Annotated in this window: 11 protein-coding genes; 8 read left to right on the plus strand and 3 right to left on the minus strand. The window is 35.6% G+C overall.

Going from position 1 to position 15109, the window contains the following annotated elements; all coding sequences use genetic code 11:
* The first annotated feature begins 53 nt into the window (after positions 1–53).
* From ABEB31_RS08625 to ABEB31_RS08650, 6 genes are all read left to right on the plus strand, one after another.
* On the plus strand, positions 54–1688 hold the full coding sequence (locus tag ABEB31_RS08625) for a hypothetical protein (RefSeq protein ID WP_347051022.1): 1635 nt from the start codon (positions 54–56) through the stop codon (positions 1686–1688).
* A complete protein-coding gene (locus ABEB31_RS08630; protein ID WP_347051024.1) occupies positions 1688–2689 on the plus strand; it encodes a vWA domain-containing protein in 1002 nt (333 codons plus the stop codon). The genes ABEB31_RS08625 and ABEB31_RS08630 overlap by 1 nt, the downstream gene beginning before the upstream one ends.
* A 62-nt stretch (positions 2690–2751) precedes the next feature.
* Positions 2752–3786 (plus strand): vWA domain-containing protein, encoded by a 1035-nt coding sequence (locus tag ABEB31_RS08635; RefSeq protein WP_347051026.1) that lies wholly within the window; start codon positions 2752–2754, stop codon positions 3784–3786.
* A 42-nt stretch (positions 3787–3828) separates the two neighbouring features.
* Complete coding sequence (locus tag ABEB31_RS08640; RefSeq protein WP_347051027.1) at positions 3829–4572, plus strand: tetratricopeptide repeat protein; 744 nt, start codon at positions 3829–3831, stop codon at positions 4570–4572.
* 109 nt (positions 4573–4681) lie between these two features.
* Positions 4682–6427: a BatD family protein gene (locus ABEB31_RS08645; RefSeq protein ID WP_347051028.1), complete on the plus strand. Its 1746-nt coding sequence runs from the start codon at positions 4682–4684 to the stop codon at positions 6425–6427.
* A gap of 46 nt (positions 6428–6473) precedes the next feature.
* Positions 6474–7220 (plus strand): tetratricopeptide repeat protein, encoded by a 747-nt coding sequence (locus ABEB31_RS08650; RefSeq protein WP_347051029.1) that lies wholly within the window; start codon positions 6474–6476, stop codon positions 7218–7220.
* A gap of 180 nt (positions 7221–7400) precedes the next feature.
* Here the strand turns inward: ABEB31_RS08650 and ABEB31_RS08655 are convergent, their stop codons facing one another.
* The 3 genes from ABEB31_RS08655 to ABEB31_RS08665 all read right to left on the minus strand — a co-directional run bounded on the left by ABEB31_RS08655 (position 7401) and on the right by ABEB31_RS08665 (position 10770).
* Positions 7401–8954 carry a vWA domain-containing protein gene (locus ABEB31_RS08655; protein WP_347051031.1) on the minus strand — a complete coding sequence of 518 codons (1554 nt, stop codon included), beginning with the start codon at positions 8952–8954 and terminating at the stop codon, positions 7401–7403.
* A 276-nt stretch (positions 8955–9230) separates the two neighbouring features.
* Positions 9231–9803: a 5-formyltetrahydrofolate cyclo-ligase gene (locus ABEB31_RS08660; RefSeq protein WP_347051032.1), complete on the minus strand. Its 573-nt coding sequence runs from the start codon at positions 9801–9803 to the stop codon at positions 9231–9233.
* Positions 9790–10770 carry a succinylglutamate desuccinylase/aspartoacylase family protein gene (locus ABEB31_RS08665; protein ID WP_347051034.1) on the minus strand — a complete coding sequence of 327 codons (981 nt, stop codon included), beginning with the start codon at positions 10768–10770 and terminating at the stop codon, positions 9790–9792. The genes ABEB31_RS08660 and ABEB31_RS08665 overlap by 14 nt, the downstream gene beginning before the upstream one ends.
* 138 nt (positions 10771–10908) lie before the next feature.
* On the opposite strand from ABEB31_RS08665, the gene uvrC reads away from it, so the two are divergent.
* A complete protein-coding gene (gene uvrC / locus ABEB31_RS08670; protein WP_347051035.1) occupies positions 10909–12702 on the plus strand; it encodes an excinuclease ABC subunit UvrC in 1794 nt (597 codons plus the stop codon).
* 172 nt (positions 12703–12874) lie between these two features.
* A complete protein-coding gene (locus ABEB31_RS08675) occupies positions 12875–15067 on the plus strand; it encodes a patatin-like phospholipase family protein (protein ID WP_347051036.1) in 2193 nt (730 codons plus the stop codon).
* Positions 15068–15109: the final 42 nt, after the last annotated feature.

The raw sequence follows: 15109 nt of genomic DNA on the forward strand, positions 1-15109 counted from the left end.
GCGTTCCATTTTTAAGCATTCATTTTAGACTAGAATCTGAAATCAAAAATCAAATGAAATTAAAGTTTTACATATTTTTATTCTTGCTCACTTCAGCTGTTTTTGCACAACAAAAACAAGTTGAAACCAGTATTGATACCACAAAAAATAAAATTGGCGCCGAGTTCAAGCTTACGCTGAAGACCGTTGTGACGTCTACCCAGAAAGTTGAATTTCCAAAGCTTAAAAATATTGGCGCTTTAGAAGTAATTCAATCCTATCCGATCGATACTGTAAAAAAGGACGGAACGTATGAATTAATTAAAAAGTACGGTTTAACCCAGTTTGATTCTGGCCGTTATACCATTCCCTCTATTAAAATTTTAATTGATAAAAAACCTTTTTTAAGCGATTCTGTTAAAGTTGAAGTGGCGAATGTAAAAGTGGACACGCTACAGCAGAAGATGTACGACATTAAAGATATTATCACCGTTGATGAAGGAATCGGAAATTGGTGGATTTACGTTTTAATTGCGTTAATAATTATCGGAATTGGTGCTTTTGTATATTGGTATGTAAAAAAACGTCAGTTGAAAAAAATTGAAGAAGAAGTTTATAAAACACCAATCGAAAAAGCGACAAGTCTGCTAAACAATCTGGAACAGAAAGAACTGGTTCAAAAAGGAGAAATCAAGGAATATTATAGTGAATTAACCGATATTGCCCGAAATTATATTGAAGAAGCGATTCATATTCCGGCAATGGAAAGTACAACTTCTGAATTAATTGCAGCGATCAGAACTGCTTCTGCCAAAAAGAAAATGACGCTGACCCCGGAAACGGTTGAAAATCTGGAACGCGTTTTACGCCAGGCCGATTTGGTAAAATTTGCCAAATCAAAACCACTGGATTTCGAAATTACAGAGGACAGAAATAAAATTCAGAAAGTAATTTTAACGCTTGACAATGCAATTCCGACTGAAGTTCCGGAAGAAATAGAAGACCAGTTACTGAATGAGGCACAACGTCAAAAACAAATACAGATTCAGCTACGCAAAAAACGCAATGCCCGTATTGGATATGCTGTCGGAGCCGTAATTCTGTTACTATTTGTTACCACTACTTTTCTTATTGTTACAAAAGGTTTCAATTATGTAAAAGATAATTTAATCGGTCATCCGTCTAAAGAGTTATTAGAAGGAGAATGGGTAAAAAGTGCTTACGGAAATCCGGCCGTTCTTATCGAGACTCCAAAAGTTTTGAAAAGAATGGATGCAGAAAAGGTACTTCCAAAAGAAGCTATGGCACTTATTAAAGAAATGCAGCTTTTTGCGTATGGAAGCATGATTGACAATTTCTACATTGCAGTTTCTACCACAAAATTTAAACAACCAACAGATATTGATTTATCTAAAGCTCTTGAGGGCTCATTAAAAGTGATGGAAGCTCAGGGCGCACAAAATATTATTTTAAAACAGGAAGATTTCCAAACCAACGAAGGTATTCAGGGAGTAAAAGGTTATGGAACAATGAGTATTCTGAATCCGGTAACAAAAACAAGTTCAAAAGCATATTATGAGTTGCTGCTTTTTAAACAAGAGCAAGGCTTACAGCAAATTGTAATTTTGCATGAAGAAGGCGATACCTATGCAAATGATATTACCACCCGCGTACTCAATTCTGTTGAACTTCAAAGAGCAAACAACTAATGAATAAGATCAATTTTTTAAATCCGGAATTCCTTTGGTTGTTTCTGTTAATTCCAATAGCCATAATTTGGTTTTTCTGGAAGAGAAATCAGCAATCGCCTACTCTTAAAATGAGTTCGACAGCAGGTTTTCAGAACAGCGAATCGTTTTGGACGAAATTTAAACCTTTCTTATACGTTTTCAGGATTCTTGGTTTAAGTTCACTAATTATCGCGTTGGCACGTCCAAGAACGGTAGATATCAGCAATCAGACCAAAACAACAAAAGGAATTGATATCGTAATGGCGATTGACGTTTCGGGAAGTATGCTGGCAAAAGACTTAAAGCCAAATCGTATGGAAGCGCTAAAAAGAGTTGCCGCCGATTTCGTTGAAGAAAGACCAAATGACAGAATCGGTTTGGTTTTATACGCTTCCGAGGCCTATACCAAAACTCCCGTAACAAGCGATAAAGCAATTATTCTCGAAGCGATAAAAGGAATTAAATACGACACGGTTCTACAAGACGGTACCGGAATCGGGATGGGTCTGGCAACCGCCGTCAATCGTTTAAAGGACAGTAAAGCAAAAAGCCGAGTGATTATTCTTTTAACTGACGGTGTAAACAATGCCGGATTTATCGAACCGGAAACTGCTGCAGATATTGCAAAACAATATGGTATAAAAGTTTATACAATTGGTTTAGGGACAAATGGTATGGCCTCATCTCCTTACGCTTATGCACCAAACGGAGGATTTCTGTTTAAAATGCAAAAAGTAGAAATTGACGAAAGATTAATGAAAAGCATTGCGCGCAAAACCGACGGAACGTATTTTAGAGCAACCAGCAATGACAGGTTAGCCGAAATATACAATGCAATTAATAAACTGGAAACAACCGAAATTCAGGAATTGAAGTTCTACGATTATGACGAAAAATACAGAGGATTTGTTTTATTTGCAGCCTTTCTATTATTGCTCGAAATTGGTTTAAGAAATACAGTTTACAGAAGCTTCATTTAATTTTAGATCAAAAAAATCTAAAATTAATCCCGAAGTTTCGGGACAGAAATCTAAAATTTAAAATGGAATTAGACGAAAAAAAATATTTATATCTCTTACTGCTTATCCCGATTGTGGTTTGTGTTTTTCTTTTCAATCTGTATTGGCAAAAAAGAAAACAGCGCGAGTTTGGAGATTTGGAAATGGTAAAAAGACTGAGTCCTGAAAAATCGGTTTTTAAACCTGTTCTAAAAATTAGCGTAATACTTTTGGCACTTACCTGTCTTATTATCGGACTGGTAAATCCGAAGATTGGTACAAAAATGGAAACCGTAAAACGTGAAGGTATCGATATTGTTTTTGCTGTCGATGTCTCTAAAAGTATGCTGGCCGAAGATGTTGCACCAAGTCGTCTGGCAAAAAGCAAACAACTGGTTTCTCAGATCATTAATCAATTAGGAAGTGACCGAATCGGAATTGTGGCTTACGCCGGAAGTGCGTTTCCCGTTTTACCTATCACCTCAGATTATGGTGTTGCAAAAATGTATTTGCAGAGTATGAATCCGGATATGGTTTCTTCACAAGGAACTTCACTAGACGAAGCCATCAGATTATCTTCGACCTATTTTGACGAAAAAAGTAAAACCAGTAAATTATTAATCCTGATTTCAGATGGAGAAGATCATTCTGAAGGTGCCACTTCTGCCGCAGAAGAAGCCAATAAATTAGGAATGAAAATTATTACGATTGGTGTTGGTACAGAAAGAGGAGCCACTATTCCGCTAAAAGAAAATGGCGTTTTAAGAGGGTATCAGAAAGATCAAAATGGGCAAACTGTAACCACCAAACTAAATCAGGAAGGTTTAAAAACGATTGCAAAAGCGACTAAAGGCGGTTATGTTTATGGCGGAAGCACCAAAGAAGTTTTAGATTACGTAAAAAATGCTTTGAACAATATTCAGAAAACTGAATTTGAGGCAACTCAAATGGCAGAATTTCAATCACAGTTTCAATGGTTCATCGGATTTGCATTTTTACTTTTATTCGCTGATATATTCTTGTTGGAAAGAAAAACAAGCTGGATTAAGGAGTTGAATTTATTTAACGAAAAGAAATAAGGGTTCGAATTTAAATTTCGAATAAAAAACAAAAAAAACAGAATGAAAAATTTACTTCTTTATATTTTACTAACGGTTTCTTTTGCGGTTTCTGCGCAGGAGAAAGACAAAGCTTTGCCTGCAGCCAACGAAGAATATAAGCAGAATAAATTTGTTGATGCTGAGGCGAATTACAGAATTTCGGAATCTAAATTTGCTAAACGTGCCGCTGCGCCGTACAATTTAGGAAATACAATTTACAGACAAAATCAGGTTTCTGAAGCGAAGTATGCTTACGCGAAAGCAATAAAAAACGCCAGAACAAGACCAGAAAAACACAAAGCTTTTCATAATCTCGGAAACGTTTTTATGAAAGAGAAAAATTATACGCAGGCAGTTGAAGCATACAAACAAGCCTTGCGAAATGACCCAACAGATGAGGAAACGCGTTACAATTATGCGTATGCGAAACAAAAACTAAAAGAAAATCCTCCGAAAAACGACAATAAGGACAAGGATAAGAATAAAGACAAAAACAAAGATAAGGACAAGGACAAAAATAAAGACAAGGATAAAAAAGACGACAAAGGCGATAAGGACAAAGATAAAAAAGACGGTAAAAATGATCCGAAGAAAGACGACAAGTCTGATAATAAAGGAGAACCAAAACCGCAGCCGGGAGGCATTTCAAAAGAACGTGTTCAGAATTTATTAGATGCAGTTAATAATGAGGAGAAAAAAATTCAGGACAAAGTAAACGCTCAAAAAGTAAAAGGCAATTCTAAGAAAACAGAAAAAGACTGGTAAAATTTGGTTAATCGTTTAACCGTTAATTTGTTTATTTGATCCAAACAATACGATTAAACAAAATAACGTTTAAACGATTAAACATTAAAAAACAACTATTAAACATTAAATGAAAAGATATTTAATTCTATTTCTAATCACTTTTCAAGGACTTATGGCTCAGGTTCAATTTGAAGCCAGAGTCAGCAAAAACACGCTTGGAATTAACGAAAGACTTCGTATAGATTTCATTATGAATGTAGACGGAGACAACTTCGAACAACCTGCTTTTGAAGGCTTCAGAATGGTTGCGGGGCCAAGTCAGCAAATAAGTCAATCCTGGATAAACGGAAGAAGTTCTTTTCAAAAGATATATTCTTATATCTTACAACCCGAGAGAAAAGGTTCTATAACTATTAAATCCTCTGCCATAGAATATAACGGACAGGTTTATAAAACATCGCCCATAAAAGTTACCGTTACCAATGCCGTTGCACAAGAGAGAGACCCGAACGACAGACCACAGGGCGGAAACGGAAACGAACTCCTGCAATTGGTTGCCGAAGTTTCTAAAACAAATCCGTATTTGAATGAACCAATTACAGTGGTTTACAAATTGTATTTTAATTATATCAACGTAACAGGATTTAAAGAACTTGCAAAGCCTAAATACAATGATTTTTGGAATCAGAATATAGATGTTAAGCAACTTTCAGTAGAACAAGGCTCTTTTCAGGGTCAGCAGGCTTATTATGTCATCTTAAAAAAGACTATTTTATATCCGCAGAAATCAGGAAGATTAACAATTCAGCCTCTGTCGTTAGATATTGGTGTCGAGATGGCAACCAATCGCCGCGACATGTTTGGTCAAATGATTACAACCGAAGGCAACAGAGTGGTTTCGGCAGGATCAAGAACAATCAATGTGCGTCCGCTTCCTGAGAGCAGTAAACCGGAAGGATTTACCGGAGGCGTTGGTAAATTAAATTTTGTTGTAACACCTTCCAAAACGAAACTTAAAAGCGGAGAAAGTCTCGATTTAATTGTGAGCGCACAAGGAACAGGAAACATGAAGTTATTTACACTTCCAAAACCTGTTGTTCCAAATGCTTTGGAAATGTATGATCCGGTTCACGATGAAAGCGTCAGCACTTCGCTGAGCGGAATGTCCGGAAGAATTTCTGATAAATATACGATTGTACCGCAATACAAAGGAAAATATGCGATAAAACCAATGCAGTTTTCTTATTTTGATTTGAGTACTGGTTCGTATAAAACTATAACATCAAAAGAAATTATGATTGATGTTTTAGATGGCCCGACACTGGCAGAAGAAAATCCGTCGACGGCAGCCAAAAGTATGGCGACACAAGATCAGTTTACGCATATTAAAACACGTACAGTTTTAACCGGTATTGCTAAGAATGATTTTTACGGATCGAATTTGTATCTCGGTCTCTTATTCGCACCATTTATTATTATTCCTCTAATTATTTTAGTTAAGAAACGAAAAGAAGCTATTGACAGCGATGTTACCGGAAACAGAATCAGAATGAACAACAAGCTTGCGAAGAAATATTTATCTCAGGCTAAAAAACATCTGAACAACAAAGAGCCTTTCTATATCGCATTAGAAAAAGCCATGCATAATTTCCTGAAAGCGAAACTGCATATTGAAACCTCGGAAATGAGTAAAGCCAATATTCGTGAATTATTGCTTTCGAGAAATGCCAAAGAAGAAACCGTTCAGAGTTTTATTGAGCTGACAGAAAATTGTGAATTTGCCCGTTATGCACCGGCATCGAGCGCTTCGATTCAGCAGGATTATGACAAAGCCGTTTTGATTATTTCTGAATTAGAAAAACAGATTGTTTAAAATAAAACCCGGCAGTTTAAAACCTGTCGCGTTTAAAGAAAATAAAATGAAAAATATACTATATCTATTTTTATTAATCTCACAGGTTTTCTTTGCGCAGGGCCGCTTTGAAAAAGGAAATGATTTGTACCAAAAGGGACAATATCAGGAAGCGGTGCAGGTTTATGAAAACATTATCAAAGAAGATAAATTACAATCGGCAGAATTGTATTTTAATTTGGGAAACAGTTATTATAAATTAAATAAAGTAGCTCCTTCCATTTACAATTACGAAAAGGCTCTGGTTTTGAAACCGGGCGATTCTGCTACTTTAAACAATTTAAAATTCGCCAAAAAACTAACAATAGACGAAATTAAAGAAGTACCAAAAGTAGGATTTGCCAAATTGATTCAGAACTTTACTTCTATTTTTGATTATAATATGTGGGCCAAAATTTCAGTTGGAATTGCCTTCGCTTTTTTATTGTTTTTTATTGGATATTATTTTTCGCAAAGTTCAATTGTAAAAAGAATCTATTTCGTGGGAATGTTTATCCTGTTAGTAGCTTTAGCTTTAACGGCTTCGGCAGGAATGTCTGAAAAAAGTCATTTCGATAATAACAGACCTGCAATTGTTTTTTCTGAATTAAGTGAAGTCCGAAGCGAACCACAAAAAAAAGGAAATGCTATTATTCTACTGCACGAAGGTGCAAAAGTATACGTTTTGGAAGCTGTGGGAACATGGAAGAAAGTAGAATTAACAGACGGAACACAAGGATGGCTTGATGCTTCAACAATTAAAGAGGTTAAATAAATAAGTATAAATTCAATATATAAAACCCAAATTCCAAAAATTAAATACAATCGGAATTTGGGTTTTATATTTTTAAAATAATATTGCAAAATTAGAAATCCGAAGGATTTAAATATTTATAAAAAAATCCCAAACTCCAAAACATAATTGGAGTTTGGGATTTATTTTTTGGATTTAGTATTAATTCACGGCATCAACCAATCTTAAAAACTCTGCTTTGTAGCCATCAGAATCATTCGATAATCCGGATTTTGCCAGGCTTTTTATTTCAGAACCGGAGCTGTTTGCAATATATTTTGATTCGCGAAGTTTTAATCCGAACCAGGAAACAGCAGTCGCAAATTTGAAATCTGAAGAGCTGTTTTCCAGATTTGTTTTCTTATCTGCGATTACATTTACGATTTCAATGCTTTTATCGCCATCCGGTTTTTTATACCTAAACTTTACCGTTGCCAATTCATCACTGTAATTAACGTTGTCTTTTTTAGTTTGAGTATATTTTAAATCCGATGTCACATAATCGCTTTCAACCCCAACCGGAACAATTTCATAAAGCGCCGTAACCGAATGCCCGCTTCCTAATTCACCGGCATCAATTTTATCATTTTTAAAATCTTCGGCATTCAGTTTGCGATTCTCGTAACCAATCAGTCGATATGCCTGAACATGTTTCGGATTAAATTCAATCTGAATTTTTACATCTTTTGCAATAGCGAACATTGAACCTTTAAATTCTTTTCCAAGAAAACGATTTGCTTCCTGAATATTATCGATGTAAGCATAATTTCCATTTCCTTTATCGGCCAGAATTTCCATTTTGCTGTCTTTGTAATTCCCCATTCCAAAACCTAAAACGGTTAAGAAAACACCAGATTCTCTTTTTTGTTCAATCAGTTTCAGCATATCATCATCTGTTGAAGCGCCAACATTAAAATCGCCATCTGTAGCAATCACTACTCTGTTGTTGCCTTCTTTTATAAAATTTTCCTCAGCTAATTTATATGCCAGTTCAATTCCTTCTCCGCCCGCAGTACTTCCGCCCGCATGAAGTGCATCAAAAGCATCCATAATTTCATCTTTTTCATCGCCTGAAGTTGGCTCTAAAACTACTCCGGCAGAACCGGCATATACAACAATCGAAACCTTATCGACTGGGCGAAGTTCTTTTACCAAAATTTTCATTGATTCTTTTAATAACGGGAGTTTATTCTGCTCATCCATAGAACCAGAAACATCTACTAAAAAAACCAAATTAGTGGCTGGCAAATTTTCCATCGGAATGTTCTTTCCCTGCAAACCTATTTTCAGCAGCCGGCTGTTTTTGTTCCATGGGCAATCGCTGTATTCTGTATTAATGGAAAAAGGATGGCGACCATCTGGCTGTGGATATTGATACTTAAAAAAGTTGATCATTTCCTCGACACGCACAGCATCTTTTGGAACTTTTTGTCCTTCATTTATAAATCGGCGAATATTAGTATACGATGCATTATCAACATCAATTGAAAAAGTAGAAAGCGGCTCTTTGGAAGGAGATGTAAACGGATTTTCTTCCAATGCTGCGTAGCTTTCTGTGTTAGGATCTGGAATGTAATTTTCGTACGGCATATCTTCAGCCGGAACAGCAACTGTCATATCCATTGTATCGGCAGCTTCGTTTGGAGCATACGCTTTTTTACAGCTGAAAATAGTAAGTACAAGGAATGCCATCATAAAGAAATTAAGATTTCTCATAAAGTAAATTTTAAAATTAATAAAAGGTTAATGGTTTCAAATAAGGACTAGCATTCCGGATGTACTAGAGGTAATTATTTGCAGTTTCGAAACATTCAAAATCGTGCCAAAAAATTACAAACGTTTTTCTTACAAGAAACAAAAATGGAGAAACCTATAATTTATAAGGCATTAAGAAAAAAAATATTATTATAAAAGTTTCTTTAAGCTACGAATTCACTGATTTATTTTAAAAATTATAAAATTAAATTTGTGAATTCGTGGCTAAAAAAAATCTCAACGAAAATCGTAAACTTTCTCCGGAGTCACACAGAAATCCAGTTTAATATCACATTCGAAAACATCATCAATCTGATTTTCGGCTTCAAAAAAAGAAAGACCGATTTTTAAAGTCTCCGGTTTACAGGCAGCCAGAAATTTATCATAAAAACCTTTTCCGTAACCAATTCGGTTGCCCTGAATGTCAAAGGCCAGAAGCGGTACAAAAACCACTTCGATTTTAGAAGCAGGAACTTCAATTCCATCAACAGGTTCCGGAATATTATATTCGTTTTTTCTGATTTTAGTATTATCGGTCAATAGAAAATGAGTCATTTCCCGGGTTTCAAAATCACTTTTCGAGATCAGGATTTCTTTATCTTTTCCTGAAAGTAAATGAAGAATATATTCTGTGTTTATTTCTTTTTGTTCTTCTATCGGAAGAAAAACATGATAGTAAATTTTATCCCAAATGGGCATTTGGATAAGATGATTTGCAATTGCGAGACTTTTTTCTTCTATATCATCAGAAGAAAGTGCTTTGCGAAGGTTTTTATATTCAATTCTAAGTTCTTTTTTACTGTTCGGCATTTTCGGGATTGTTTTTGGATAAATGATAAATAGCATCGCCTTCATAAACAATTGGCGAATGATTGGCATTAATTACATAACCATCGTGCGGCGCTTTAACTTTTTGTTCAAATTTTCCAAACGGATCTGTAATAATCGCCAGAATAGTTCCTTTGGTTACAAATCTTCCTACCAAATTAAAATCATGCAGTAAACCGGAACATTTAGCGCGCAGCCAAACCGAATTTTTAATATAAATCGAAGGCTCTATTGCAGGCTCAACAATTTGTTTAGCATCCAGCATTTTTAAATAATGAAGCAGCCGTTTTGTTCCCAACACCCCTTCGTTGGCAATTTCATTGTTAATATCCAATGATTTTCCGCCTTCAAAAAGGAGCATTTTTACATTGGCTTTTTCAGATGTATTTCTAAAAGAACCGGTTATATTTTTAGAATATAAAGTAAATGGTGCATTAAAAACATCGGCCAAAATTTTTAAATCAGGGTTATTCTCCGTGATTCTTATTTGTGGCGCATTAAAACGGCTTGCCCCTCCTGCATGAAAATCGACTGCATAATCTAAAATTGGCAGAATTTCTTCGACAATATGATAGGCAAACCTGCTCGCAAGAGAACCTTTTTTACTTCCCGGGAAAACGCGGTTTAGGTCACGTCCGTCTGGAAATTCCCGCGATTTATTTACAAAGCCGTACATGTTGATAACCGGAATGCAAATAATAGTTCCGCGTAAGGGTCTGTTTAATTTTTTACTGATAATCTGACGAACAATTTCAACTCCGTTTATTTCGTCGCCGTGAATTCCGGCAGAAAATAAAACTGTCGGACCTTCCTGTTTGGAACGACGCACAATTACAGGAATATTCAGTTTTGTTGTAGTATGCAGCCTGGCAATTTCGACATTTATAGTTTTGTGTTCTCCCGGCAGAATTGATTCGCCAAAAATAACCAATGGAGTATTATTTTTCATCTGGAATTATAAAAGCTAAATATAGAAATTATTCTTTTGATTTCGTAAATTTGAAACTAATTCAATGTTAAGCTTAAATGCAAAAATCGGAATGATATTTGAAAAAGCTTACGGACAATACTCCACAAACAAAACAGAATGCAAAAATCGGCCTTAGATCTTCAGATTTTAACCTTGCCCGACAATCCAGGCGTCTATCAATATTATGATAAAGACGGAAAAATCCTGTATGTCGGCAAAGCCAAAAATTTAAAAAAAAGGGTTTCCTCCTATTTCAATAAAGTTCACGATACCAGGAGAACAAATGTTCTGGTGCGAAAAATTGTAACTATAAAACATATTGTTGTTCCCACAGAAACCGATGCGCTTTTACTGGAAAACAATTTAATTAAAACGTTACAGCCACGATACAATGTTTTGCTTCGCGACGACAAAACTTACCCTTGGATCTGTATTAAAAAAGAACCATTTTCGAGAATATTTTTAACCCGCAGAATGATTAAGGACGGATCCGAATATTTTGGGCCGTATACCAATTTCAAAATGGTTTATACGATTTTGGATTTAATAAAAGAATTGTATCCGCTTCGTACCTGTACGTATGATCTGAGCGAATCTAATATTAATTCCGGTAAATATAAAGTTTGTCTGGAATATCATATAGGGAACTGCAAAGGTCCTTGCGAAGGAATGGAACCTTTGGAAGAATATCAAAGACAGGTAAACGCAATTCGCGAAATACTGAAAGGAAATTTTAAAGAAAGTTTAAAAGATTTTAAGAACCTGATGAATACTTATGCGCAGAATCTTCAGTTTGAAGAAGCGCAAAAAATTAAAGAAAAGATTGACATTCTCGAGAATTACCAATCCAAATCTACCATCATCAATCCTAAAATTACCAATATTGATGTTTTTTCAATTGTTTCAGATGAAAGTGCGGCGTATGTCAATTTTCTTCAAATTTCCCATGGTTCCATAATTCGTTCCCATACTTTAGAAATAAAGAAAAAACTGGATGAAAGCGATGAGGAATTATTAGAACTGGCAATTGTCGAACTTCGGGAGCGCTTTAATTTGTTATCGAGGGAAATTATCGTTCCGTTTGAAATGGAGTTGGGCGAAAACATTAAAGTAACAGTTCCGCAGCTTGGAGATAAAAAACAGATTCTGGATTTATCCATCAGAAATGCCAAATTTTATAGAATAGAACAATTAAAACAATTGCAGATTGTAGATCCCGATCGCCACGTCAACAGAATTATGGCACAGATGCAGAAAGATTTACGGCTACCGGTTGAACCACGACATATAGAATGTTTCGATAACTCCAATATTCAGGGAACAAATCCCGTGGCGGCCTGCGTGGTTTTTAAAGACGGAAAACCAAGTAAAAAAGATTACCGTCATTTTAATGTAAAAACGGTGGAAGGCCCCGACGATTTTGCTTCCATGACAGAAATTGTGGGCAGACGTTACAAAAGATTATTAGAAGAAAACGAGCCGCTTCCTCAATTAATTATTATTGACGGTGGAAAAGGACAGCTTTCTGCAGCTTTAAAAAGTATCGATGAATTGGGGCTTCGCGGAAAAATAACGATCATTGGAATTGCAAAACGTCTGGAGGAATTATTTTATCCCGGCGATTCTATTCCGTTATATTTAGACAAAAGATCAGAAACCTTAAAAGTAATTCAGCAGTTAAGAAACGAAGCACACCGATTCGGAATCACTTTTCATCGCGACAAACGAAGCAAAGCGGCGCTTAATTCTTCGGTAGAAAATATTCCGGGAATTGGCGAAAAAACCATGCTTACGTTAATACAACATTTTAAAAGTGTTAAAAGATTAAAGTTGGCAACCGAAAAAGATATTTCTGCCGTTGTAGGTGTATCTAAAGCCAAAAAAATTGTCGACTTTTACAAAACCAATTAATTTCTTTATGCGCCAATTCCAGCTGTCCATTTCAAATACTCGGTCAAAAGGATTTTTTTCCACATCCAAAAAAGGAGCTTCTTTGGTCGCTCTTTTCCGGAAAGAAAAAATATCCTTTTGTCTCTCGCAGTTTTCCATTTCCATCTGGGGCGTAACAACACTCGTTTTTATAATGACGTTCTTATTTTCGCAGAACGCCATTTCGCAGGAAACTAAAAAGGACAGCGTCAAAAGACCTAAAATCGGTTTGGTTTTAAGCGGCGGCGGCGCCAAAGGTTTTGCCCATATCGGTGTACTGAAAGTTTTGGAAGAAGCCGGAATCAAAATTGATTACATCGGCGGGACCAGTATGGGATCTGTAATCGGCGGACTCTATGCTTCTGGTTACAATGCTTCGCAAATTGATTCGATTTTCAAAAAAACAAATTTTGACGAACTTATAAACGATTACATTCCGCGTTCATCAAAGAACTTCTATGGCAAAAAAAATGATGAATTGTACGCAATTGTTCTGCCTTTTAGTAATTTCAGAGTCGGTATTCCCGAAGCGCTTTCTAAAGGAATGTACAATTATAATTTATTAAGCAGTCTAACAAGAAACGTTCGTCATATTCGCGATTTCAATAAACTTCCCACTCCTTTTTTATGTATCGGGACCAATATCGAAACCGGTCAGGAGGTTTTATTAAATAAAGGAAATCTCGTTCAGGCCATGATGGCTAGCGCGGCATTTCCTTCCTTGTTTACTCCCGTAGAAATCGATGGTAATTTACTGGTCGATGGTGGCGTTGTCAACAATTACCCAATTCAGGAAGTACGTAATCTTGGCGCTGATATTATTATCGGAGTGGACGTTCAGGATGATTTAATGAAAAGAAAAAATCTGAAAAATGCCACCCGGATTTTGGTGCAGATCACCAACCTGCAATCTATCGACAAGATGAAAAACAAAATAAAAGACACAGATGTTTATATCAAACCGGACATTCGTGATTTTGGCGTTATTTCATTTGACAGAGGGGAAGAAATTATCCGAAAAGGCGAAGAAGCAGCTTTTGCGGTTTACGAAAAAATTAAAACTTTGATTCCGCAAACAGAATTTTACAAAAAGCCTAAACTAAAAATTGCTACAGATACTATTCAGATCCAAAAAATTAATACCGAACAATTAGATAATTATACGAAAGAATACATCCGAGGTAAACTTCGTTTTAAACCCGGAAGTACAATTACTTACGACAATTTAAAAGCCGGTATCAACAACTTAAATGCAACGCAAAACTTTAGTACTATTTCCTATTGTCTCCAGCCTGACGGCGATAAAGATGACCTTGATCTGGTATTAAAGGAAAATCCAACGCAGACTTATTTAAAACTGGGACTTCACTACGACGGACTTTATAAAAGTGGAATTTTACTGAATCTTACTCATAAAAAGACCTTCTTAAAAAATGATGTTACTTCTTTAGATATTATTTTAGGGGATAATTTCAGGTATGATCTTAATTATTATGTTGAAAATGGATTTAATATCAGCTTTGGTTTCCGCTCCCGATTGAATCAATTTAATCGAAATGTGACTACAAGCCTAAGTAATCTCGTGTCAGAAAATCCAAATGTCAGTCTTATCAATGTTGATTTTATGGACATAAATAATCAGGCTTATTTCCAGACTATTTTTGTACAGAAATTTTTAATGGGAGGTGGTTTGGAATATAAATATTTAAAAATCAATTCCCCTACATTATCCAACGAGGAAAACATCATCGATAAAAGCAATTATTTTAGTGCTTTTGCCTATTTGAAATATGATTCCTTAGACGACAAATATTATCCGGGTTCCGGTCTGTATTTTTCTACAGATCTCCAAACTTATCTGACTTCTTCTGATTACACTAATGACTTTAAACCTTTTTCGATTGCAAAAGCTGAATTATCATTTGTAAACACGTTGTTTAAAAGGGCTACTTTTAAAATTGATGCCGATGCAGGGTTTACTTTCGGAAATAGCAGTGTACCATTTTTTGACTTTATTCTAGGAGGTTACGGCTACAGCAAAATAAATAATTTTAATTATTTTTATGGATATGACTTCCTGAGCATTGCGGGAAACAGCTATATAAAAACCGGTATTACACTGGACTATGAAATTCTGCGCAAAAACCACGTTAACTTTTCTGCCAACTTTGCCAATTTAGGAGATGATATTTTTTCTACTGTCGACTGGGTTTCAATGCCAAAATACACGGGTTATGCCGTTGGGTACGGACTGGAAACTATTATTGGACCGATAGAAATTAAGCAATCCTGGTCGCCGGAAATGTCTAAGAGTTTTACGTGGTTCAGCATAGGTTTCTTATTCTAGAAAAAACCGCTTTCATAGAATTTTGGCATTAATAAAAAATAT

The organism is Flavobacterium olei (genome assembly GCF_039749035.1).
GTDB lineage: Bacteria > Bacteroidota > Bacteroidia > Flavobacteriales > Flavobacteriaceae > Flavobacterium > Flavobacterium olei.

What these genes read in the sequence shown, in the direction of transcription:
- ABEB31_RS08625 (WP_347051022.1), top strand. Translation starts at nt 54, where the DNA reads ATGAAATTAAAGTTTTACATATTTTTATTCTTGCTCACTTCAGCTGTT.
- ABEB31_RS08630 (WP_347051024.1), top strand. Translation starts at nt 1,688, where the DNA reads ATGAATAAGATCAATTTTTTAAATCCGGAATTCCTTTGGTTGTTTCTG.
- ABEB31_RS08635 (WP_347051026.1), top strand. Translation starts at nt 2,752, where the DNA reads ATGGAATTAGACGAAAAAAAATATTTATATCTCTTACTGCTTATCCCG.
- ABEB31_RS08640 (WP_347051027.1), top strand. Translation starts at nt 3,829, where the DNA reads ATGAAAAATTTACTTCTTTATATTTTACTAACGGTTTCTTTTGCGGTT.
- ABEB31_RS08645 (WP_347051028.1), top strand. Translation starts at nt 4,682, where the DNA reads ATGAAAAGATATTTAATTCTATTTCTAATCACTTTTCAAGGACTTATG.
- ABEB31_RS08650 (WP_347051029.1), top strand. Translation starts at nt 6,474, where the DNA reads ATGAAAAATATACTATATCTATTTTTATTAATCTCACAGGTTTTCTTT.
- ABEB31_RS08655 (WP_347051031.1), bottom strand. Translation starts at nt 8,954, where the DNA reads ATGAGAAATCTTAATTTCTTTATGATGGCATTCCTTGTACTTACTATT.
- ABEB31_RS08660 (WP_347051032.1), bottom strand. Translation starts at nt 9,803, where the DNA reads ATGCCGAACAGTAAAAAAGAACTTAGAATTGAATATAAAAACCTTCGC.
- ABEB31_RS08665 (WP_347051034.1), bottom strand. Translation starts at nt 10,770, where the DNA reads ATGAAAAATAATACTCCATTGGTTATTTTTGGCGAATCAATTCTGCCG.
- uvrC (WP_347051035.1), top strand. Translation starts at nt 10,909, where the DNA reads ATGCAAAAATCGGCCTTAGATCTTCAGATTTTAACCTTGCCCGACAAT.
- ABEB31_RS08675 (WP_347051036.1), top strand. Translation starts at nt 12,875, where the DNA reads ATGACGTTCTTATTTTCGCAGAACGCCATTTCGCAGGAAACTAAAAAG.